A 23139-nucleotide genomic window follows, 5' to 3' on the forward strand; every position below is an offset into this window, starting at 1 on the left:
GAAAATCACGTTATTTATCCGCAACGGTGAACCGGGTTTGGTGATGCTTAGGGGTTTCCAATTCATCTAAAATCGCGACGGCCATCGTTCCAGCGGAAGTGCCAGATTGTTGTTGGTTATTAAATAGCAGTGTGTCCGTGCCCAATAAGGCGGGTTGCGCTTCGCCGGGATGAAAATCGGCCGCTGGCGAGACACCAAACCAGTTAACGTTATCGACATCTCGCAGGAAGGTTAATTCTTTCAATTGATTCTGGGGAACATTAATGAAGCTAGCGGCATGAGGATCTTGTTCCAAGTCATGCACAAAGAGGTGGGCGTCATCCCCGGTGGTCAGACTACCAGCACCTAAGATAAAGGCCACCCGCGGCGTAGTTGTTTCACGAAGCTGGCTAATGAGATGAGTGGCGAGATCAACGTGAAGATAGGCGTGATCTGGTGCTGTGGCAAAAGCGTCCACGACGGCATCGACAGCTGACAAATCAGTTGTCGTCAGGCTAAAGGCGTCCCGCACGATAGATGTTAGATTAGGGTTACTGGGTAAAGTGGCTAGCTTTTCGGCAGAACGCGCCACGGCGACCACTTGGTGACCCCGGTTAAGAGCAGTTGTCACGAGGGCTTGACCGGCCATTCCGGTGGCCCCGATAATCATTATTTTCATGAGTTCAAATTCCTCCTTTATCATTGAGATCAGTATAAAGGTCATGGCACGGATCGCCAAGAATTTTGGCCTATTGGCAAGCTGTGGTAGAGTAAGAGAAAAGCCAAAGGGGGCCCAACCATGCGCGATGTGGTACAGGGAAATTTGATTCACTTAACTGAAATGCGTGACGGGGATGCAGAATGGTTACAGGACACACAATGGGAGACGGGCCTACTGCGAAATCTGTCGGCTGATGCGCTACATCCATTTACAGCCGCGGAGTACAGCGAGTTAGCGGCAGATCCCGATAATGATGAACGGTTTTTCTTTATGATTCGGGCCAATACCGATGATGGCTTATTGGGCTGGGTGATGTTGGATGACGTTTACTTAAAGAATCGACGGGCCACACTCAGTATCGCAGTGCCCGTTGCGAGTGATCGCGGCCAAGGATATGGCGTGGATGCCTTGAATACGATCTTGTCGTTTGCTTTTAACGAGTTGGGCCTGCATAAAGTGACACTTGAGGTTAACGCCAATAACACGGCTGCGATCCGAGCGTATGAAGCTGCCGGTTTCCAACGTGAAGGAATCAATCGCGAAGCCGTATTTCAAGATGGGCAGTGGCTAGATTTGTATGCCTATGGGATTTTAGCGGCCGAATGGTGGTAGGATAAGTTGAAATGTTTCATGTGAAACATTTGAAAAAGCGAGCGCCAAAGAAACACTACAATATCAGGTAGTCGAAAATACAAAACGAGTCTGGGCATTTTACCCCAGACTCGCTTTTTGGCGTTATTCGGGCCAAGGAGAAGCAACCGTCACGTTAGCATTGAGTTCGGCTTGTTCTTGTCGTCGCTGCCGCCGTTGGGCAGTTCGCGTGGCATAACCGGAACAGATATAGCGCTGTTCGGCCGTCACGGGCTTCATCGCTGGTAATTTGGTCGTGACGCTGTCATCTTCAATGACATAGGTAATGAAACAGGTGAAGCCAACAAATCGCTTACCTGTCGTCAGATTTTCACCAATGATTTTGGCAAATACTTCCAAGGACCGCGTCCCTGTGCCGCTAACGTAAGCTTCTAGACTCATGGAGTCGTCTAAGCGAAAGGGTTTTAGAAAACTGACATGGTCAAAGGAAGCCGTGACCACGGTCTTGTGAGTTAAGCGCACCGCCGCAACGGACGCACTATCATCGACTAGGGATAGGATTTTACCGCCAAAAACAGATTGATGTTCATTTAAATCCGGTTGAAAAACCCGGTGGCTAGTGACGATTAGGGTGGCATTGCAAGAGACCGGCGTTATTGAATCTGACAAAACAATCACCTCGTAAGTTAGTTAATGTCTCTCATTCTACCAGAGAATTTCACAAGCGACGATTAAAGACCCCTAGATTACAGCTTTATTAATTTTTGCCAATAGTTCGGGTGAAACGCCGAGGGACCCGGTGGCCTTTGCTATACTATGGGTAAATTGAGCAAGGAGGGGTGTCACATGATTTATCATGGCGAGCCGTTAGATTTAATGCCAACGCTAGATTTAGCGCAGACATACCCATTATTAGAATGTACGTTGAGCCTGACGCACCCCATCGATGTAGACCGGTTGCAGGCCGCCGTTCAAACGACACAGACGGTCGTTCCCCAAGTGTTGGGGCGATATAATTTACGTTGGAATCGTTTTGAAGTGGAGTCAGGAACGCTCAATCAGGTGATTGAAGAATATACGGCTAGTCATGATCCGGGCCGAGTTCAATTGGATGTCTTGGCCGGACCCCAACTGAAGATTCAGATCATTCATCATGCCGGCTATGATGCCTTGCGATTAGCAATGAGTCAATTACTGACGGACGGTGAAGGATTTAAACACTACTTGTATTTGCTAGCGGCGGCCTATAGTGGTGAAGACCTGACCACCTTTACCAATGAGCGCAGTGTTCGGCAGATTTTGGCGCATTTACGACAGTCCGGGCACGCAGCGGCGCCGGTACTGCGTAATTCGGCAGAAGCCTTTCCGCGCTTACGGGGGGATGCCCACCATCACCGGGGGGAAGCGACGATTCCGCGAGTTGACAGTCGGCGCTTGCAGCGAAAGGCACAGGCCCAACATGTGACGATGAACGCGGTGTTGTTATCGGCCTATGCGTTGGCATTGTGTGCGTTGACCGGAGAACACCAGCTCGTGATTCCGTATCAAGTTGACTTGCGCTTACATGGGCCGGTCGTGGCGACTAATGTGGTTCAAGTGGCTAATTTGACCGGCGAGATGCTGATTCCCTTGACGGTGCAAGATGGGGAGCAGTTAGCGGATGTTGTTTCACGAACGCAGACGACGATTAGTCATTTGCGAGAAGAGTTAGCATATTTGCCCCCTTTGGTACAGTTGAGCCGCATGAGTCGGGCGCTGCCACCGGAGCTGGTTCGCCGGTTAGCGGGCAAACATCGGGCGCGTGCCGCCATTTCATTTGCTAACTTTGGTCATATTGACCACACGCGCTTGAATTTCGGTAGTTTAGCCGTGACACAGATCTACTTTGCGGGCGCCTATCGGACGATGCCCCACTTTCAAATGACGGTTAGCGTCTATCACGATGCATGGACGCTGGCTTTTCGGATGTTGGGATCAGAACCCGATTACCAATTGGGGATTAAAATTTTAAAAAATGTGGTCGCACAATTGACGCAGTGGAGTCGAGAAGCGTAACCATTAATGACGACACGACACAAATAAAATACGCTACGCTGGAATCTTGCCGATTCTCGCGTAGCGTATTTGTCAGGTTCCTACTGAGCCTTTCGCCCTTGGGCCTTCACTAATCCATAGGCACCAACGTTGCAGACGAAGAGCATGATGGCCATCGCGGCGTATGATTTGCCCGATAAGCCGACCAGCGGGGAGGCTAAGCCGCCACAAGCATTTTGTGACAATCCAATGACCGCGGAGGCGCCGCCGGCATTGCTGGTGGCTTGATCCATGATGATGGTGACGGTCAGTGTCAACAGTGCGCCAATCAAAATCACCAGTAATAAGATTAAGCCACTGACCACCCACACGTTGGCGGGAAATAGGAGCGAGATAATCAAAAGTGCACTGACACCGGCGGCAATTGCGAGCATGCTGATGACTTGCTGGCGATTGCTGAAGCGACCGGCAAGGCGTCCGGGTAAGTTGCTCCCAACGACGATGCCCAGCCCGTTAAAGGCGTACAACAGGCTAAAGGTTTGCGGGGCCATGCCAAAGCCGGTTTGAAAGACGAAGGTTGAAGCGGAAATGTAGCTGAATAGGCCGCCGTATACCAAACCAGTCGCCAGGATTAACGGCCAAAAGCTGGGTTGTACGACCAATTTACCCATCGCCAACAGAGATGTATGAAAGCCGCCAGTTTGGCGTTTTTCTGGAGGTAAAGACTCATGGAGGCCAAACGTCACGGCGAGGGCAATCAGTAAACCGATTAGTGCCAACAAGATGAAGATGGCTTCCCAATCAACGTATTGGATCATAAACCCACCGATGATGGGCGCGATAATGGGGAAAACCCCGTTAACCGTATTCAATAGTGCGTAAAAGCGGGTTAATTTTTTTCCCGAGAAGAGGTCACGGGCGACCGCGCGGGCCAACACCTGCCCGGTAGCACCGGCGAGTCCTTGAATAAATCGCAGGGCAATTAGCAAAGTGACCGAATGAATGAAGGCCATCGCTAACGAGACCAAACCGAAAATCACAAAGCCAATGATTAGCGGTTTGCGCCGACCATATTGGTCGGATAAGGGGCCAGCAATGAGTTGCCCCAACGCAAGTCCAATGAGACAAGCGGTGATGCTTAATTGCATCAAAGAAGCGGTGGTGGCGAATTGGGCCTTCATTTGTGGGAGGGCCGGTAAGTAGAAGTCAATGGCCAGCGGACCAGTGGCACTGACGGTTCCCAGAAGTAGCGTCAGCCAGATGCGCCGGCGCCGAGTTAAAACAGGATTCAAAGCAGTCAGCCCTTTCAATATAGATAAAATAATAATGGCTAAAATACCGTTAGACCGCCATTTCACGCAACGAAATGACGGCCTAGCATAAACGTATTCTTCCATTATTGCCGGATTTAAATGAATTTGCAAGCGGCAGTGGTGTTTCGAAGCAAATTTGGATGACAATAAAATTAAATTCGGCGAAACCGTGGGACTTTTAGCCAGTAAATGGTAAGATTGTAAGCGACCCCTAGCAATTGCGTGATTTTACGTGATGGGGTGTCCGATAGTGATATCTGAATATTTTTGAACATAAGGAGTCTCATCATGAAAGCATTTAAGGAAATTATGAGTTGGATTGTGCCCATTGTGATTGGGCTAGCAATTGCCTTTGCCATCAAGTCGTTCGTCTTCACTCGGGTGCGGGTTGATGGACCATCCATGCAGCCTAACTTGCAAAACAACGAAAAGGTTTTTGCTTGGAAGATGTCGAAGGTTAAACACTTGAGCGTTATTGTGTTTGATGCGCATGGTGAAGACCCATCGGCCAAGACCCATACCAATTACGTCAAGCGGGTCATCGGTTTGCCAGGAGATACGGTTTCTAGCAAGAATGGTTACATCTACGTGAACAATAAGAAGATCGATCAGAGTTTTATTAGCAAGAGCGAACGGACCTCTGGAACGGGTAACTGGACATTAAAGAGTCTGGAAAAAACGCAAGGCTGGGGTTCCGGTAAGACCGGGGTTGTGCCTAAGGGAAAGTACTTTGTCTTGGGCGATCACCGGAGTGTCTCAAATGATAGTCGTTACTGGGGCTTTGTTGATAAAGACAAAGTGGTCGGTGTCGTCAAGGTGCCTTTCTGGACATCCACAAAGACGCGACGGGCGAATATCAACGATATGGCGTACTAATTCAAGTCAAAATGACGTCGCTGCACACAATGTGCGGCGGCGTTTTTGTATTGATTGGAAGCAAGCGAGGCGTGCGGGCGACACTATTAGTTTGCTTGACTTTTCACGAAATTTAGTATATGCTTGCGCACGTAAATTTAGAGAAGGAGGCGGCTTATGGTTACCGGTAGCAATGATCCAGACATTCTAAAATGGTTGTCGATTGCCAATCGCTATACGCGGATTGCGCTTGACCGTCGCCTCCAGCCCTATCGGTTGAATGCCAGCATGTACTATTATATTTTGCGAATCCATGAGCAACCTAAACTGACACAGGATCGACTGATTAGCCTGACGTATTTGAACCCCAGCAACGTGACGCGGGCGGTGAATCAGCTGGTGAATTTAGGTTATGTACGTAAACGCCAGTCTAAGACGGACAAGCGGGTCTCCGAGCTGTCGTTGACGAAAAAAGGGGAAGCCCTTTATCCGGAAATTGTGAAGTTGCGGCAAGAGGTCGCGGATGGACTATTAACGGATATTCCAGCTGAACAACACGAAGCGTTGGTTGGACAAATTCGCCAGGTGGCGCTGCGAGCAGTGGCGAATGAAACACCGGGTGATAAAACTAACAATTCTTAATAATTAAATAGTTATTAATAATAAAGACTGGGTGATCGGATTCATTCAGTCTTTTTAGCTACGTCAAAGTAGCGACTGGGTGTAGAAATAGTTTTTAGTGAAAACGCGTTGCCTTTCCCCGACTAAAGCGCTAGAATGAATCTAACTTTTATTATGAGATTTCTATGAGAAAACACATGGGAATTTGGGAAAGAGGACTTTTATGGCAGAATTGAAAACGCAACATGAACTGACTGCCGCAGAAACGGCAGATTTGCGGGCCGACGTACAGCAACAACCCGCCCATGATGTTATTGCCCGTGCGACGATTAAGAATGGGGTACTAGCAGCTTCCGAAGATCCCCAGGCAGCCGTTCGTTTAAACCGGACCTTCTCGGTGGAATTACCGACGGGAAAGGTGTCTAATCAGAAGCATTCAGGACGATGCTGGTTATTTTCAACGTTAAATACGATTCGGCATCAATTTGCGGCAAAGTATCATGTGAAAGATTTTGAACTCTCACAAAGTTACCTGTTTTTCTGGGATAAGGTTGAACGGGCTAATATCTTTTACGATCGGATTTTACGCACGGCTGACCAACCGGTGGGTTCGCGTGAAGTGGCCGCGATTCTCAACAATCCTGGTGGCGATGGTGGTCAGTGGGCCATGGGCGCGTCACTCGTTCAAAAATACGGGGTGGTTCCAGTGAGTGCGATGCCAGAATCCTTCAATACTAATGATACAACTGGGTTTGCGGCGACTTTTAATTTGAAGCTGCGTAAGGATGCGTTAGTCTTACGAGACCTAGTGGCAGATCAGGCTAGTGAGGAACAAATTGCTGCTACACGGGCGCAAGCCTTGAAGGAAGTCTACCGCATGGCGGCTTATTCCTTTGGTGAGCCACCAACTACGTTTGATTTGGAATATAAGGATGATAACCAGCAGTATCACCGTGATGCTGGATTGACCCCACAGGGCTTCTTTGAAAAATACTTTGATGTCGATCTGGATGACTACGTGGTAATCAGTAATTCACCGGATAAGGCATTTAATCAACGTTATCGGTTGGAAAGTCAAGAAAACATTGTCGGTGGTCAGCAGATTACCTTTCTCAATTTGCCATTAGCTGAGCTAAAGCGAGCAGCGATTGCGCAATTGAAAGATGGCGAGACGGTTTGGTTTGGCAACGATGTGCTGCAGCAGATGAGCCGGGAACGAGGCTTTTTAGATAGTCAGCTCTACAAAACAGCTGATCTATTTGGCATTGATTTGAGTCTGACGAAAGCACAACGCTTGGCATTGGGTGAAGCGGAAGTTTCTCACGCAATGACCTTTACCGGTGTCGATGTAGTGGCTAATGATCCCACTCGCTGGAAGGTGGAAAACAGTTGGGGTGAAAAGAACGGGGACAAAGGCTACTTTGTTATGACTGACGAGTGGTTCAGTGACTTCGTTTACGAAGTCGTGGTGCACAAGCGGTATTTGACGGCCGATCAACAGGCGGTGCTGGCCACGACTCCCACCGAATTACCGGCTTGGGATTCCTTGGCATAAACGTAAAAAATGAACGGACAACTAGCCTCCGTTAGATGTCCAGTGATACAGATGAGCCTGGGACTTTTGTCTTGGGCTTTTAATGTTTCACATGAAACATTGGGGCCAATCAGAGACAAAAGTCATTTTCAGACTCATCGGACTGGAAATGGTGTGCCGTTGCCGTGTAGAATAAAGAGGACGCTAGTAAGATAATCCAATGAGGTGAGGGCATGCGTAACTTTTTATTTGATTTTGATAGTACCTTGGCAGATACGCGAGATGTTGCAGTGACGGCGACACAAAAGGCTTATGCGCTGAAAGGTTTAGCGATCCCCAGTCGTGAAGCCGTGGTGAGTTATATGGGGGTTCCGATCGAAGTTTCCTTTGCCAAGATGGCGCAGGAACCCTTGGACGAAGCAACCTTGGCAGACTTATATGATGTCTTTCGAGCCCAATACCAAGTGGCTGAGCAACTGGGAATTACGTTGTTTGATGGGATGGCAACGACTTTGAAGACATTAAAGCAACGGGGAGAAAATCTATTTGTCGTGTCCAGCAAGCACTCGGTGCCGTTGCAACGAAATCTGACGCAACTGGGCTTGGGAACAACATTCACGGCCATTAGTGGTTCAGATATGGTGGCGCATTACAAACCGGCTCCAGATGGTATTCTAAATTTGCTACAGCGCTTTGATTTGGCGGCCAACGAAAGTGTTATGATTGGTGATGCCAAATATGACATGCAGATGGGAAAGAATGCCCATATTGCGACTGCCGCGGCAATGTGGGGTGCAGCTGATCCGACCTCAGTGAAAGCTGAATCGCCAACGTATTTGCTACAAACCCCGGCGGAACTAGTGAATTTAGCGGATTAATAACGATAAATGTGACAACTGGAGTTAAAAAGCACCTCGTTAGCCAATCTAGTAGATTGGCTAACGAGGTGCTTTTTTGATCGATTAAGGTAACTTAGCGGTGACCGCCAACGGTTATTGTTGGCAGAATGTAAAAGAAAAAGCCGCCCGTGGTTAAGGGGCGGCAATGACCAACTTGGTTAGGGTCGGTCGATCATTTTATCGGTTGAATAAAATGAAAAAAGGTTGGTTAATAGGTTTTTATTGGTATATTTGTATCCTAACCGGTAATTGTGAAGAAATTGTGAAGAATATTTATTTGCTAATGATAGGTAGAATTAGTTTTTTCTAAATGTATGGAGTAATGGGGGATTTAAAGGATAAAATGGGGGTTGGATTATTTATTTCTAATTGTTTTGCTTATTATTTTGTTAGTTTTAAGAAGATTGAGGCTCTGATTTTCATAACTATTATTTTTTATATATAGTTTCCATTAGAACTATATGATGTTACGTTTTGCTAAAAATTTGCTAAGAAAACCCCTCGTTCGAATCAACGAGGGGCGTCATTTAGTGATTAAAATGGGGGTGATGCGGGTGATCGGCTAGTAATTGAGGCCGGCCATCGTGGCGATGATTGGGCGCAAAGCGTTCGAGCTGGCGTTGCTTCGTATGTTCCTTCTCAATTTGGAGCTGTTTTTTTAACTGCCGAAGTTTCCAGTAACCATGAATCATAGCCGTTGCCGGTAGAACTTCTAAGGCCACGGTAGCGGGAATCAACCATGGGTGCTCTTGAACCAAAGTGGCAAATTGTTCGCGCGAGGCTTTAAAAGCCTGTCCAGTCGAGTCGTTAGCCATTAATTTGTGTTTAAACATCATCATCACACTCCTTTGGCCCTATCATAACCCAAAGTGGTAGCGGTGTCAGCCCATCTGTTTCACGTGAAACAGATTAGGACTAAACTTGTTAGCTTCCCTAGCAAATAGGACGCAGATAATTGTTGCTTTTCAATATTGTTAAGCATATCTTTAAATATATGAATGGTTTTACCTATTTTAGGAGGAGATAATGTGCAAAAACAGCTTGATAACCGATGGTCCATCGGACACCGCTTACTATTAGCGATAGTGGTGATGGTCAGCTTCGCTGGCGGATCGGTGCTGATTGGTCACGCGGAGACGGCGCAATCGGACGAATCGGTCAGCAGTACCTCTAATGCGGTGACTAGCTCCCAAGTGAGCCAATCAGCGACGAGTACAGTGATAAATGGAGACTCGGCAGTTGGTGTTGATACGGTCAGCTCGATAGCCAACACGGCTGATACATCAGAGTCTAGCACGGCCACGGCACCAGCGGTTGACACTACGAGTACCAAGACCAGCACAGCTCGCTCGGTGGCTACACAACAGCCGAAAACAAAGACGGCCAAGACAGCCACAGTGAAGGTCATTTACATGATGGATACGGGCGGTGTTTTGGATCGTGACACATTAACTGGTCGAGTAGGCCAGCGTTATACGGCCACAGCGGCAGAGTTTCAAGATAGCCGGGATTTTCAATTGAAAGGACCCAAAACAGTCACCGGGGTTTTTGGTAAAGGCGCTACCACAATTCGTTTCGTGTATCAGGTCCCCCGCGTTACAAGTCAGACACAGCAGGGGCTAGATGTTGTCACCGTTCGATATGCTGACGGGAGTTTAAAATATATTGAAATTTTCGATGGCCCGTTTGATATGACGTTAGCTAAAGATTCTGTAGGTCAATCAGAGGTTGTGGTGCAGATCCGCCATCCCATGTACGCTGGAAAAGGAATGATTTTGGCGGCAAACACCGTAAGGACGATGGAAAATCGGTTTGGCTACTTTAAGACACAACCGGCTGATTTTATTTTTGAAAAGGCCGGTCGAGTAGTTAAGGTGGTACGCGTTGATCGGCAAAGTGGGAAAGTGACTGTTCAAACGGTGCAATTACGTGGAGCTTCGGCTAATGCAGTTGCGAGTCGGCTGGGAATTAATCGGACGACAACGTTTACGCGATTTTGGCAGCAACTAGTGGCCGATACTGGACAAGTGGCAAAGGTTGACGGCAGTCGCACGACAGAAGGGTTTACCGCCATTGGAAATGCGCCAACAGCGAATTCGCGGGCTACCCGACTACCGCAGACGGGCGAACAGCGCATGTCTTTACCAGTGTACGGGTATGTGATTTTGATTTTGAGTGTTTTGGGGTTGGTTGAACGTCGGTGGCAAAAATAAATAAAGTAAGAGAGACCTGCTGAATTAGTATTACATAGATTCAGTGGGTCTTATTTAGATTGAAATTGATCAATCTTTTAAGAGATCGATTGGGTGGCTTGTTTTACATATTGTGAGAATAGATATTTGTAATTTGTTTATATAATAACACCGATAATATAATCTATAGCCATTAGTTGCTGGTAGTAATAATAATTGCCGTGTAGTATCATATGGTGATATAGGGGGAATTGCTATGAAATTTAGAAACTTTTTATTTGTAGTGGCTATTATATTAGGTACTATATGTTCAGTTGCCACAGCTAATGCGGATGAGAAAAAAGTGACTAGTTCATTACCAGTACACAGTAGTTTTTTATCACAAGATGATTCGGTTAAGGTTAGTGTCAGTCCTAAAACAGAGGTCTATGTAGATGACGGCCACGTTTATACAGTCGTTGAAGTCACTCTGGACAAAAATCCTTTAATAGTGAGAAGTCATGATGGGTCAGTACACATTCACTTCGAACCCACTGCTGATTACTTTAAATTTGATCAGAATCCGAAGGCATATTATGGTTTTGATGGGTATATAAAAAGGTCAGATGGCACGTATGCTAAACAGACCGTTGGAGGAAATGGTCGGAACAATAATCAGGGTGATGGGTTCGATTACACGTGGAGTTTTTGGAACTCAGCGGTGAATCAGTATGACCGCCTGGTGTTTAAGGTAGGTATTATCCTAAAAAATGGGTATGAAGATTATATAGATAAATCTGGAAAACTTGAGATACCATTTAAGGTAAATGGAGAAGTTATCCAAAATGATGTGGGAACGCATAATTATATTTCACTAGGAGCTGGATATATTCAATTCCATGTTAGCAAACCGGTGGTGGTAAAATATGTGGACGAAGATGGAAATGACATCTATAAGAGCCAAACAATAACTGGTAAGTATGGTGATACGTATGATGCTTCTACCAAACAATATATGCCAGACATTGACGGGTACACTTTAGATAAGGACAAACTTCCAAGCAATCAAGTTGGAATTATTTCAGATCAAGATCAAGTGGTAACTTATGTTTATAAGCGGGATGTTATTTCTGGTGGAAACGTAACTTTTAAGTATCAAGATGAAAATGGCAAGAAAATTGATGAAGATATTGTTGAGAGCGGTAATGTCGGTGATAAGTACCAATCACATATTCATGATATTTCGGGATATATTGTTGATAATGACAAAATACCGGCAAATGATACTGGACGGTTTACAAAGCAAGAGCAAACGGTCATTTATGTATATAAAAAGGCTTCGCAGCCGACTCCGCCAACACCCCCAACAACTTCTGGAACAGTTATTATTCATTTCGTAGACAAAAACGGAAATAAGTTAGTGAGAGATAAAGTAATATCGGGCAAGGTTGGGGAAGACTATCACGCCAATAGTGTAGGAATTGATGGGTACCGCGTAGTTAAAGATTCTGGAAATACAACCGGTAAATTTAAATCTGAGATCCAGGAAGTTACCTACACATATGAAAAGCAAATAGTGGTCAAAAAAGGAGCTGTTATTTATTCTGTAAAGAAGATTGGGTTATATTCTACTCCAAATTTTTCCGAGAGTTCTCGCATACGTTGGTACCATAAAAAGGCACGCATAAATCGCCCGATGTTTGTTGTGACGGGATATGCAATATCAAGAAATGGTCATTTGAGATATAAGGTAAGAGATGTTAACCATCATAGTAAAACGGCTGGTAAAAGAGGATTTGTAACCGCCAATAATGAATATGTACTTCCAGTTTATTATGCAGGACCACACCGGCAAATTACGATTATTAATCCGAAAGGTGCTAATGCTTATGATAGAGTGTCTTTAACTGGTAAAATGACGCATTATAAGCAAGGACAAGTATTAAATGTAGTCAAAATTGTTCACTACAATTTAACAACGAGATTTATCTTGAAAAATGGCAAGTATATAACTGCTAATAAAAAGCTGGTTATTGATGGAACATATAGGGGACCTCAGACTATTTGGGCAAAGACCGCGGTTAATCGATATGACGATGTTAACTTAACCAGAAAAAATCATCATTTTAATAAAAAATCACATCATGTTTTTAAGGTTTTAGGATGGGATTATTCTCATGGAGATGATTTTAGTCAAGGAAATACACGACGTTATCGAGTCTCTGGAGGATATGTTACAGCTAATAATAAGTTTGTTAGTTCAGTCAAGAAATAACTAACAGCGGATTTATGATTATTAAAGGCATAAAACATTAATCATGAAAAACAGCCCTCCGAATTATTTGTACAAATAATTCGGAGGGCTGTTTGAGCAGAAAGGAGGGTGGTTCCTTTATGTAGTACAACTAGAGAGCTCAAGTACGCTGATGGAAATAGGTTTTCTATATTTGAGTGCTATTAAATTAGTTGTGTATGATGCTTTTTAGTAGGTAAGAGATAACCATACTGGTGCTCATATAGACTAGAACATAGATAATGAATAGGATTGAGAGCCCATCTCCACGAACAATGAAATAGTCAATGTAAACAATTAAGATTAAGGCGCCGCAAAGCCAAAGTGTTTTAAATATCAGTTTTCCTATACTCATATAAAAGAAAATAAGGACATAAAGAAAGACGGGCAAAATTAGTAATAGTGCGTAAAGAAAGAGTCCCAGAGCCGCAAGACCATCTGTAAGAAATGTATAGGAAATAACCGCTAGGCATACTAAGTCGTAAAGTACAAAAGGAAGGCCACAACACCCAAGGATTACAAAAATATTTTTTTGATGCATGTAGCATTACCTTCTTCGGTTTTTCTTTAAATACTCATGATTCTAATTTAAATTTATTATATCTATTGTAAATTAATATCATTCACTGACGTATATTTGATCGACGCTATACTTTATAATTATACCCGTTATTCCAACGTGTTGTTTGTTTATTAGAATTAACGCAGACGGTGCAGAAATACCATGTAGACTACCAAGATAAGCAGTGCCAGTACTGAAGGTATAGTCCAAACTGGTTATTTTAATACGATTGCTATGGTTTAGATAATAGAAAGTACGGTCTGAACCGTGACTTATTTTCCTGATGAATTTTACATTTTTGGTCTTTAAACTCTTATTGATTGTATTTTTAGCATAGTGTATAGGGTAATAGCTCTCAAAATAAAAGTTAGCGCATGCCACTAAAAAGGTTGTCAATAATATAGAAAAGAAAGGTATTAGCTTCTTTAAGAAATTCTTTTTACCTGAAACTGCAATCTTAGTGTTAACAGTAGGATTTGGTTTATGGAATATCCAGATAAATAATAAAACCAATATTGTAGCAAAGAAATGATTAAGGCGGGGACGGTTCGGTACATTGGTTTTGGACTAATGGTTTGAATTACTGACGATCCACATGTCTTTTAAGCAGATAAGAAATAACCATACTGGAGCTCATATAGACTAGAACATAGATAATGAATGGAGTTGAATCCTCTCCCCTGATAATAAAAAAATAATCAATATAAACGGCTAACACTAAAACACCAAAAAGCCAAAGTGTTTTAAATATTAGTTTTCCTAGGCACATATAAAAGAAAGTAAGAATATAAAGGAAGACTGGTAAACTCATTAATAGTGCATAAAGAAAGAGTCCCAGGGATACGAGACCGTCTGTAAGGAACGTATAAGAAGCGACAGCTAAACATACCAAGGCATAAAGCATAAGTGGGATTCCACAACACCCAAGGATTACAAAAATATTTTTTTGATGCATGTAGGATTATCTCCTTTGATTTTCGGTAACTATCTTATGCTTACGTAATATACTACTCCGAATTGTTTAAGAACGAGGATACAATTGACTTTGGTTAAGGTCTTTAAGGTAATCTGAAACTTTGGCATATGAAAAACCACTCCACACCAAAATTTGTTGGTATAGAGTGGTTATCTGAAATCATATTATCGTTAGATTGTAGTTTGCCCCAACCTGGGATCTAATCCGTCACCTTAACCATCGTTGCTTGCGTAACGTCATTATCAACGTCGCGGGCAATGTGGTAACCAGCAACCTTGAGCTTAGAAGCCTTGTTGGTTGCGGTCAGGGTCTTTTTGACCGTGAATTTCTGCGTCATTGGAATATCTGACAACTTCCCTTTGAACTTGATCACGGTGTTGTCACCCTTTGTGGTGAAGGTCGTGTTTAAGACCCCGCTCTTATTCAAGGCACCAGCCTTTTTGGCCGCACTGAGGGACTTGTAGTACTTATCTACATTGTAGACGGTTGCTTTACCATTGGAATCGAAGCTGTAGGCTTCCAGACCAGAGTTACTTTTGGCGTTAACGGAACCGGCCACGTACCAAAGTTGTTTAGAACTGGTTAAAGTCGTTTTCACATCAGACTTTTTCGTGGTTTTATTAGCGAAACTTGCTTGCTGGTTGCTCCCCGACTTAGCTTTTTGACTGCAGCCAGCTAGGCCGATTGCCATAACCGCGACTAAACTAAGCACGGTGGCAAAAATTCGGGATTTCTTCATATCTCAATCACCTCATCGAAAATAATAACAGTTATGTGGAAACCACACAAACCGCCTACTTCTATTCCCCCATAGTATAGCATGACGACTGGGTAAGGGAGGTCACCGCCCAATTAAAAAAGTGTTAAGTTGCGGTAACAAACTCAGAAAAAAGGGGAATGACCAACGAATTACTAGAGACAAACGTATGTTCCTTTGATAAAATGAATAAGCAGATTAATTATGGGAGAGGAGCTTTTTCATGAGTAAACGAAATCGTGGTCGCCGCAGTGGCGGCCGCGTATCCATCTATACGGCGATTGTCGTCATTGTGATTGGGGTGATTGGTGGTCTTAGTCAGCAGGGCAATCCCACGGCGCGAAAGATTACGACGATCGCAACCAGCTTAGTTGGCAGCAACAGTTCGCGTCATGACCAGTCAACTAGTCAGTCAGCCAGCGCCCCCAAACAGTCGGTGGCCACTAAGGCGTTAGCCGACCAGAAGTACACGGGAACGCAGATTGTGGCGGTTAATCACAATAAACCAACTTTTACCACGGCCCAATTGTCGACTAAAAAGGGGGCTTGGGCAACTTACGGCGAATTGGATAGTTTGAACCGGGTCACGACGGCCAATGCATTATTGAGTAAGAGCACTATGCCGACCGCCAAGCGAGAACCACTCTACGTTAATCCGACTGGTTGGAAGAATAAAGAATACACAGTTAATGGTAAAAGTGGCTATCTTTACAACCGGAGTCACCTGATTGGCTATCAATTGACTGGGCAGAATAACAATCTGAAAAACCTCATGACGGGTACGCGTTCTCTAAATGATCCCGGCATGACGGCTTATGAGAACCCAGTAGCCAGTTACCTGAAGAACCATCCCAATGACTACGTGCGTTATCAAGTACAACCAGTCTTTCGGGGCGATGAATTGGTCGCACGTGGGGTTCATATGCAGGCGCAGTCGGTGAAAAATAGCGGCGTGTCTTATAATGTTTACATTTTTAACATTCAGGCTGGCGTGAAGATTAACTATAGTACTGGGGCCAGCCAATACGGTGATCCAGCTAGCAGTTTTTAAAACCATGATATGAAAACACCTCTGTTACCGTTCAGGTAGCGGGGGGTGTTTACTGTTATGTGGGATTAGCGCCGGTTCATATACCGGTAAATACTATACAGAATAATACCGGCTAGTAAAATGATGCCGATAGCGGGATTATCACGGAAAATCCAATGGAAGACTCGCAAAAATCCGGTGCCGTGTAAGCCACCGATCAGCGGTGAAATAACATGTATCATGAGGAACCTCCTGAAAATTTTTTGGAATTTTCCTAAGAAAATTAGGAAAAAGTAAAGACATTTGTAAGATTTAGCGTATCATGAAACCACAGAGAATTTGAGGAGGACGTTACACGTGAACGTAAATTACATGCTAATCTTCGAAATTATCGTGGTGGTCAACGCGGCGTTGGCCTTCTTGACGGTCTTTCGGGAGAAGCGCGATATTGCTGCGACGTGGGCTTGGATGCTCGTACTGGTTTTGTTACCTGTGGTTGGCTTTATTGCCTACGCCTTTATTGGGCGAAAGCTACCAAAAGGGCGAATGTTCCGACTGCAACGGCAGGTCGCGGTGCAGCTCGATGAACGGCTGTCCCAACAGCGTGCTGAGATTGGCAATCAGATTATGCCAGCGGATCAAGTCAGTCACTCGGTGGTCAATATGGTCAATATGTTTATGGAGACCGACCATGCTTTCTTGGCCCGTAAAAACCGGGTGCGGGTGATTACCGATGGTCACGATTTATTCCATTTAATGATGGAAGATATCGAGAATGCCCATTCCAGTATTCACATTGAATTTTACACCTTTTACAACGATCAGATTGGTAATGACATCTTGGATTTGTTGGTCAAGAAGGCCAAGGCGGGCGTTGAGGTCCGTGTTATCTATGATCCGTGGGGCTCGATGGGAACCTGGAAGTCATTTTTCAAGCCACTAATTGCGGTTGGTGGTCACGTGGAAGCCTTTCTGGGCACGCGATCAGCAGTGATTGATTTCCGGCTGAACTTCCGCGATCACCGTAAGATTGTCACGATTGATGGTCAAGTAGGGTATGTCGGTGGCTTTAATATCGGTGACCAGTACCTGGGGCGTAAGGCCAAATTCGGCTATTGGCGCGATACGCATTTGCGGATCGTGGGTTCCGGTGTCTTTGCTTTGCAGGCCCGCTTCATGTTGGACTGGAACGCCACAGATCGTGATCACCCCTTTAAGGACGATCAGATTGAACACAAATACTTCCCACTCACTAAGGTGAAGGGGGAAACCAGTTTACAAATTGTGTCGAGCGGTCCCGACTCCGATTTGCAGCAGATTAAGATGGGGTATATGCGGCTTATCCAAACGGCGGAAAAACGCCTGTGGATTCAAACACCGTACCTAATCCCCGATGATAGTGTGCTAGATTCGCTGCGGATTGCGGCAATGGCTGGTATTGACGTCCGCATTATGATACCGGATAAACCAGACCACGCCTTTGTCTATCGGGCAACGCAATACTATGCCCGGCAACTGGCCGATGATGGCGTGAAGATTTACTTCTACCACAATGGCTTTATCCACGCCAAGACGATGGTAGTTGATGGTCGGATTGCTTCTGTAGGCTCGGCGAACATGGATTATCGGAGCTTCAAACTGAACTTCGAAATTAACGCGTTCATCTATGATCCTCAGTTAGCTACACAACTCGAAGAAATTTTTGAGGAAGACATGCGGCACAGTGAATTAATAACACCAGAGAAATTCAAACAACAGTCAGCGTACTTGAAGTTTAAACAAACGGCGTCAAGATTGCTGTCCCCTATTCTATAGTATTTCTAGCAGACGACCTAGTAAGGTGGTCTGCTTTTTTTGTGTACAGCGTGCATGAGGGTTGGTTGCTTTCAACAACTAATTCGGTATAATGACAGTAGAGTATTAAACCGCTTTCATGCTTTAGGTGTAAGGAGGCCCCATGATGAAGCCCTTTGTTCCGATTCCCGTTGTCGATTCCAGTCTGTATTTATTCGGGGGACACCAGCGAACCGTGCCTGGTGGTTGGCAGTTTTTTGAGCAAAAACATCAAGCTTTTGAACTCATGTGTGTGACGGCCGGACACCAAACAACTGAGATTAAAAATGTGGCGGCATATACGTATGGTCCTGGGGATGTCATGATTATTTCACCGGGAACACTGCACACGAATAAGAATTCTAGTGAGACCGAGGCCATGACGTACATCTGCTTTCACTTTAACATTGAAAGCTTGGAGTTAAAGTCAGAGATGCTGAGTAGTATGGTCAACGCTGTGGTTCCAGCCGATCAGCCAATCGCGCAGGCAGCGGTAAAAGTTGCCACGAGGGTCGTCGCGTATAGTGCGAATCGTCATCTGACGCGGGAGCAGGCTAATCTCAAAATTGAAATCGCGGTATTGGAATTTTTCTTTGCGTTAACCGAGAACTTGAAGGCCCATACTCCAGAAACTGGGCGGAAGTATACAGAAAGTGAGGCTAAGACCGGCCGAATGATTGCGACGCTAATCAAGCAGGCAATTGAGAAAAAACACGTACCGGTGTTTTCCTTCGCTGATATTTGTCGGCAGGTCGGTGTCAGTAGCGGCTATGGTCATCGCACGTTTAAGAAGGTCTATGGGGTTACACCACTCCATTATATTGAGAATCAAAAATACAATAAGGCCAAGCGCCTGTTGGGCTCACCGGAATACTCTATCGAAGACATTGCGGATTTGATGGGTGCCAGTAGCACCTCGAATTTCAGTAAACAATTTAAGAAGTGGTCTGGCATCACACCTAGTAAATATCAACGGCAATTGAAGCAAAAACGGCGCGTGCGGACGGTTAAGGAAAGTGGCTATTTTGAATAAAACTGGTTAGAAAATAACCAATCACCCCGGTAAAGGTTGATTTACCGGGGTTTTTATTTACCTCGAAGGTCAGGATTTAACTAAAAACAGTCATGAACGAAGATGGTCAGCCATTGTGAAAGCGAATACAATTTGAAGTATAGTTAGCTAACCGAATTTTGTTGGTGATGATTCGGCCGGATTATCACCGCCACTGTACTGATACTTAATAAGCTTTAACTTCTGAAAGGGGTTCTCGCAAATGGCCTCAAATACACAGGCTACTGCCCAACCAGCCGCAAATGATGAATTTGCTAAGCTGTCTTGGCGCGAGCGAATTAGTTATGGTGCCGGAGATTTGGCTCAAAACCTGATCTTTGGGACGGTTGGTTCCATGCTCTTATTTTATTTAACCACGGTTTATGGCATTTCTGCCGCAGTCGGTGCTACCATCTTCTTGGTAGTCCGGTGGGTCAACGTTTTCTGGGACCCGTGGGTTGGGGCCTTTGTTGATAAGCACGGGTTCAAACGCGGTAAGTATCGGCCCTACCTGATTTACGGTGGGATTCCACTGACCATTATGGCAGCCCTATTATTCTTACCGATTGAAGCGGTGCGGGGCAGCGTGATGTATGCCTTCATTGCCTACCTGGCAACGGCGTTGATCTACTCATTTGTTAATATCCCTTATGGGGCTTTAAATGCGTCACTGACACGGGACAACGATGAAATTTCAACCTTGACGACGGTTCGGATGACTGAAGCTAACATTGGGAACTTATTGGTTTATACATTCCTGCCACTGTTTGTGCAATTAGCTTCGCCCAATCCTCAATCCAAGGATATTGGTTTCTTCGGTATTCACATGAATTTGGGGGACTACACTTCACCAAAATCAGGTGGCGCCTACTTCATGGTGATGGCCATCTACATGATTATTGGTTTTATCATGTTGATGTGCACTTACTTTGGGATTAAGGAACGGGTTTTACCGACCGAAAAGGAATCCTCTGCGGTTAAGTATGCAGACTTGTGGGTTGAATTTAAACAAAACAAACCCCTACAAATTCTAGGATTGTTCTTCCTGATCGGTTTTACCTTCATGTTCTTTGGTAATACCGTTTGGCCTTTCTACATGCAATATAACATCGGACACTCCGAATGGGTGGCATCAATCAACTTAATCGGGTCCATTCCGGGTATCTTCTTGGTCTTCTTATGGCCAATCGTACGGAAGAAGATTGGGAAACGTCAATTCTTCTACGCCTTCCTGACGTTATTCATTATCGGGACGTTAATTCTTTGGGTTTGGTCGTTCCCAGCCTTTAAGAATAGTGTTGCCTTAGGTTACATTGGTCGGTTCCTGATGCAATGGGGGATTACGGCAGCGACCGGCTACATGTGGTCACTGGTTCCGGAAGTTGTGTCTTACGGTGAATACCACTCTAAGAAGCGGGTTGCCGGTATTATTAATGCCATCATGGGTCTTTTCTTCAAGATTGGTTTAGCTCTTGGGGGAATTATTCCGGGGTACATCAACGCCTTCTTCAAGTTTGATGGTACCAAGACGACCCAAAGTGCGGGCGCCTTAGCCGGTATCCAGTGGTCGATGATTTGGCTACCAATTATTTTGGCCTTTGTCGCGATGTGGGTCATGAGTCGTTACACCTTGACGGACAGTGATGTTAAACAGATGAATGAAGAATTAACAGCAGAACGGAAAGCCAATCAAGTTTAAACGAAAGGAAGATTCTCTCATGAAGATTCAAAATCCAGTTTTACCCGGCTTTAACGCCGACCCAAGTATGATTCGGGTGGGCGATACGTACTATATTGCCAATTCAACCTTTGAATGGTTCCCTGGTGTGCGGTTACATGAATCTAAGGACCTGGTTCACTGGAATTTATTGCCATCACCACTGTCCACGACGACTTTACTTGATATGAAGGGTAACCCCGCATCTGGTGGAATCTGGGCCCCTGATTTGAGCTATGCTGATGGTAAATTTTGGCTGATCTACACCGACGTCAAGATTACCGAAGGACCGTTCAAAGACATGACCAACTACCTGACCACCGCCACGGATATTCGTGGTCCGTGGACTGATCCCATTGCGGTGAACGGCGTTGGTTTTGATGCCTCACTCTTCCATGATGAAAATGGGCGTAAATATTTAGTTCAACAAACCTGGGATCACCGTGAATACCACCACCCATTCAATGGGATTACCTTGACGGAATTTGATACGGCTACCATGCAGTTGAAGCCAGAAACGGCGCGCAACATCTACAATGGAACCGATGTGAAATTAGTTGAAGGCCCACATTTGTACCAGATCAATGGGTATTACTACCTGTTTGCTGCTGAGGGTGGGACCGTATTTACTCACCAAGAAGTCGTCGCTCGTTCTAAGACACTGGATGAATTGTCCTTTGAAAGTGAACCAGATGGCCCATTCATTACCAATATGGACACTCCTGACTTTTACTTGCAAAAGCAGGGCCACGGGGCGTTAGCCAGTACACCAAGTGGTGAGTGGTACTACGCGTCTTTGGTCTCGCGGCCATGGAACCACGCCAATGAATCCAGCCACGATCCTCGTGGTTGGAGCACGCTGGGGCGGGAAACGTCGATCCAAAAGGTTGAATGGGATGACGCTGGTTGGCCTCGTGTCGTTGGTGGTCACGGCGGGCAAGTTGAAGTCGATGCCCCTAAGGATGCTATCGAAACGACGGCGCCTAAGGATCATTCACAACACGATGACTTTGACCAACCAACGTTAGACCTGAACTGGAATACGTTGCGGCAACCCTTTACTGCCCAAATGGGGTCCGTGGGTAACGGCGAGTTGAAGCTGATTGGACAACAAACAATGTCCAGTAACTTTGATGTTTCCCTGATCGCACGGCGCTGGCAAGCCTTCAACTTTGATGCAGAGACTAAGGTCAAGTTTGACCCATTCACGTATCAGCAGATGGCAGGGTTAGCCAACATCTACAATGACAAGCACTATTCTTGGATTTTCATCACGTGGGATGAAAAGAAGGGCCACGTCATTGAAGTTGCCCAAAATGACAACAATAATTACACGTCGTATTTGAAAGATGATGCGATTAAGATTCCTGATGGGACGGACTACGTTTGGTTCAGAACGAAGGTTCGTAAGCAATCCTATACGTACGAATACTCATTTGATGGTCAAGACTGGGAAACGGTACCGGTTGAGCTGGATGCTGCAATCTTATCAGATGACTACGTCTTGCAAAACTACGGCGGCTTCTTCACGGGGGCGTTCGTGGGCTTGATGGCCGCTGACTATGCTGGTTACAAGCGCGTTGCCACCTTTGATTACTTTGATTATCAGGAGTTGCCAGATTAAAGCGCAACGAGTAAGTTAATCTATGGGGTTTGGTGCCATAATTTAGCTCCACTAAAGGCAGGAAGAAAATTCTCGGACTTTGAGGATTTTCTTCCTGCCTTTTTGCGCTGTGCTTTCAAGTGGAAACCAAGTACGTGCGAGCATGACACGGTAAGTAATTTTTCCGTGAGCACATTTGCTGACGCAACTAATGTTGGGGTGTATGATGAGTGAACTGATCAGGTTAGTGGGTACCTATCCGGATTGAGGCCGTTTTCGGTTGGATAGGGTTAGCCTGATTAACAGAATAAGCTTATATCTGGAGGACTTGCAGGCATTGCTGTGAGCCCTTTTTTTTGTGGTCAGATTGGACGGTGAATAAACAATCTGCTGTGTTAGCTTCCCAATACTAATAGAAAACTAATGGGCAACCGGGAAGGTTAAATGCAATAAATAGGGGGAGTATGGCATCTAACAAGGGGTATCAAGCGTACTGATGACTAAAAAAGCCGCCCTCGCGACGTTGAAACGCGAAGACGGCTATTATCATTTGCGGATTGGTTAGAGCGCAAATACCACAGAGCTTCCTCTGTGAGTAT

19 protein-coding genes are annotated in these 23139 nt (G+C 45.2%); 13 read left to right on the forward strand and 6 right to left on the reverse strand.

Features of this window, described 5'->3' with window-relative positions:
- Nucleotides 1–10 precede the first annotated feature (10 nt).
- Complete coding sequence (locus FC61_RS06345; protein WP_035464336.1) at nucleotides 11–658, reverse strand: NAD(P)-dependent oxidoreductase; 648 nt, start codon at nucleotides 656–658, stop codon at nucleotides 11–13.
- 120 nt (nucleotides 659–778) lie between these two features.
- Here FC61_RS06345 and FC61_RS06350 point away from each other — a divergent pair, with 120 nt between their 5' ends.
- The gene (locus tag FC61_RS06350) at nucleotides 779–1312 is read left to right on the forward strand and encodes a GNAT family N-acetyltransferase (protein WP_011668967.1); all 534 of its coding nucleotides are present in this window, start codon (nucleotides 779–781) and stop codon (nucleotides 1310–1312) included.
- 123 nt (nucleotides 1313–1435) lie between these two features.
- Here FC61_RS06350 and FC61_RS06355 read toward each other — a convergent pair whose 3' ends face one another.
- Complete coding sequence (locus tag FC61_RS06355; protein WP_011668966.1) at nucleotides 1436–1960, reverse strand: acyl-CoA thioesterase; 525 nt, start codon at nucleotides 1958–1960, stop codon at nucleotides 1436–1438.
- 177 nt (nucleotides 1961–2137) lie between these two features.
- On the opposite strand from FC61_RS06355, the gene FC61_RS06360 reads away from it, so the two are divergent.
- On the forward strand, nucleotides 2138–3346 hold the full coding sequence (locus FC61_RS06360; RefSeq protein WP_024526049.1) for an NRPS condensation (elongation) domain-containing protein: 1209 nt from the start codon (nucleotides 2138–2140) through the stop codon (nucleotides 3344–3346).
- Between the two features lie 80 nt (nucleotides 3347–3426).
- On the opposite strand, the gene FC61_RS06365 is transcribed toward FC61_RS06360, so the two are convergent.
- On the reverse strand, nucleotides 3427–4683 hold the full coding sequence (locus FC61_RS06365) for a multidrug effflux MFS transporter (RefSeq protein WP_233995612.1): 1257 nt from the start codon (nucleotides 4681–4683) through the stop codon (nucleotides 3427–3429).
- Nucleotides 4684–4926: 243 nt separating this feature from the next.
- Here FC61_RS06365 and lepB point away from each other — a divergent pair, with 243 nt between their 5' ends.
- The 4 genes from lepB (at nucleotide 4927) to FC61_RS06385 (ending at nucleotide 8526) form a co-directional block, all read left to right on the forward strand.
- Nucleotides 4927–5514, forward strand: a complete 588-nt coding sequence (lepB, locus tag FC61_RS06370; protein WP_011668963.1) for a signal peptidase I — start codon at nucleotides 4927–4929, stop codon at nucleotides 5512–5514.
- Nucleotides 5515–5670: 156 nt separating this feature from the next.
- On the forward strand, nucleotides 5671–6135 hold the full coding sequence (locus tag FC61_RS06375) for a MarR family winged helix-turn-helix transcriptional regulator (RefSeq protein ID WP_021741362.1): 465 nt from the start codon (nucleotides 5671–5673) through the stop codon (nucleotides 6133–6135).
- 202 nt (nucleotides 6136–6337) lie between these two features.
- Entirely contained in the window at nucleotides 6338–7669 is a 1332-nt protein-coding gene (locus tag FC61_RS06380) for a C1 family peptidase (RefSeq protein ID WP_021741361.1), read from the forward strand.
- Between the two features lie 212 nt (nucleotides 7670–7881).
- Nucleotides 7882–8526, forward strand: a complete 645-nt coding sequence (locus tag FC61_RS06385; RefSeq protein WP_021741360.1) for an HAD family hydrolase — start codon at nucleotides 7882–7884, stop codon at nucleotides 8524–8526.
- A 548-nt stretch (nucleotides 8527–9074) separates the two neighbouring features.
- Here the strand turns inward: FC61_RS06385 and FC61_RS06390 are convergent.
- Nucleotides 9075–9380, reverse strand: coding sequence for a hypothetical protein (locus FC61_RS06390; RefSeq protein ID WP_052256126.1), 306 nt, complete (start codon nucleotides 9378–9380; stop codon nucleotides 9075–9077).
- 195 nt (nucleotides 9381–9575) lie between these two features.
- Here FC61_RS06390 and FC61_RS06395 point away from each other — a divergent pair, with 195 nt between their 5' ends.
- Together FC61_RS06395 and FC61_RS06400 are read left to right on the forward strand one after the other, a co-directional pair.
- Nucleotides 9576–10760, forward strand: coding sequence for a MucBP domain-containing protein (locus tag FC61_RS06395; RefSeq protein WP_035464334.1), 1185 nt, complete (start codon nucleotides 9576–9578; stop codon nucleotides 10758–10760).
- Between the two features lie 235 nt (nucleotides 10761–10995).
- Entirely contained in the window at nucleotides 10996–12993 is a 1998-nt protein-coding gene (locus tag FC61_RS06400; protein ID WP_021741355.1) for a MucBP domain-containing protein, read from the forward strand.
- A gap of 1755 nt (nucleotides 12994–14748) precedes the next feature.
- Here FC61_RS06400 and FC61_RS06415 read toward each other — a convergent pair.
- Entirely contained in the window at nucleotides 14749–15288 is a 540-nt protein-coding gene (locus FC61_RS06415; RefSeq protein ID WP_011668956.1) for a hypothetical protein, read from the reverse strand.
- Between the two features lie 241 nt (nucleotides 15289–15529).
- Between FC61_RS06415 and FC61_RS06420 the strand changes: the two genes are divergently transcribed.
- On the forward strand, nucleotides 15530–16357 hold the full coding sequence (locus FC61_RS06420) for a DNA/RNA non-specific endonuclease (RefSeq protein WP_021742958.1): 828 nt from the start codon (nucleotides 15530–15532) through the stop codon (nucleotides 16355–16357).
- A 65-nt stretch (nucleotides 16358–16422) separates the two neighbouring features.
- On the opposite strand, the gene FC61_RS12475 is transcribed toward FC61_RS06420, so the two are convergent.
- Complete coding sequence (locus FC61_RS12475; RefSeq protein ID WP_011668954.1) at nucleotides 16423–16578, reverse strand: hypothetical protein; 156 nt, start codon at nucleotides 16576–16578, stop codon at nucleotides 16423–16425.
- Nucleotides 16579–16693: 115 nt separating this feature from the next.
- Between FC61_RS12475 and cls the strand changes: the two genes are divergently transcribed.
- The 4 genes from cls to FC61_RS06440 all read left to right on the forward strand — a co-directional run bounded on the left by cls (nucleotide 16694) and on the right by FC61_RS06440 (nucleotide 22561).
- Nucleotides 16694–18151 (forward strand): cardiolipin synthase, encoded by a 1458-nt coding sequence (gene cls / locus FC61_RS06425; protein ID WP_011668953.1) that lies wholly within the window; start codon nucleotides 16694–16696, stop codon nucleotides 18149–18151.
- Between the two features lie 145 nt (nucleotides 18152–18296).
- On the forward strand, nucleotides 18297–19202 hold the full coding sequence (locus FC61_RS06430; RefSeq protein ID WP_035465154.1) for an AraC family transcriptional regulator: 906 nt from the start codon (nucleotides 18297–18299) through the stop codon (nucleotides 19200–19202).
- Between the two features lie 241 nt (nucleotides 19203–19443).
- Complete coding sequence (locus FC61_RS06435; RefSeq protein WP_021742955.1) at nucleotides 19444–20919, forward strand: MFS transporter; 1476 nt, start codon at nucleotides 19444–19446, stop codon at nucleotides 20917–20919.
- 19 nt (nucleotides 20920–20938) lie between these two features.
- Nucleotides 20939–22561, forward strand: coding sequence for a glycoside hydrolase family 43 protein (locus FC61_RS06440; RefSeq protein ID WP_021742954.1), 1623 nt, complete (start codon nucleotides 20939–20941; stop codon nucleotides 22559–22561).
- Nucleotides 22562–23139 lie beyond the last annotated feature (578 nt).

This window comes from Levilactobacillus brevis ATCC 14869 = DSM 20054, assembly GCF_001433855.1.
GTDB lineage: Bacteria > Bacillota > Bacilli > Lactobacillales > Lactobacillaceae > Levilactobacillus > Levilactobacillus brevis.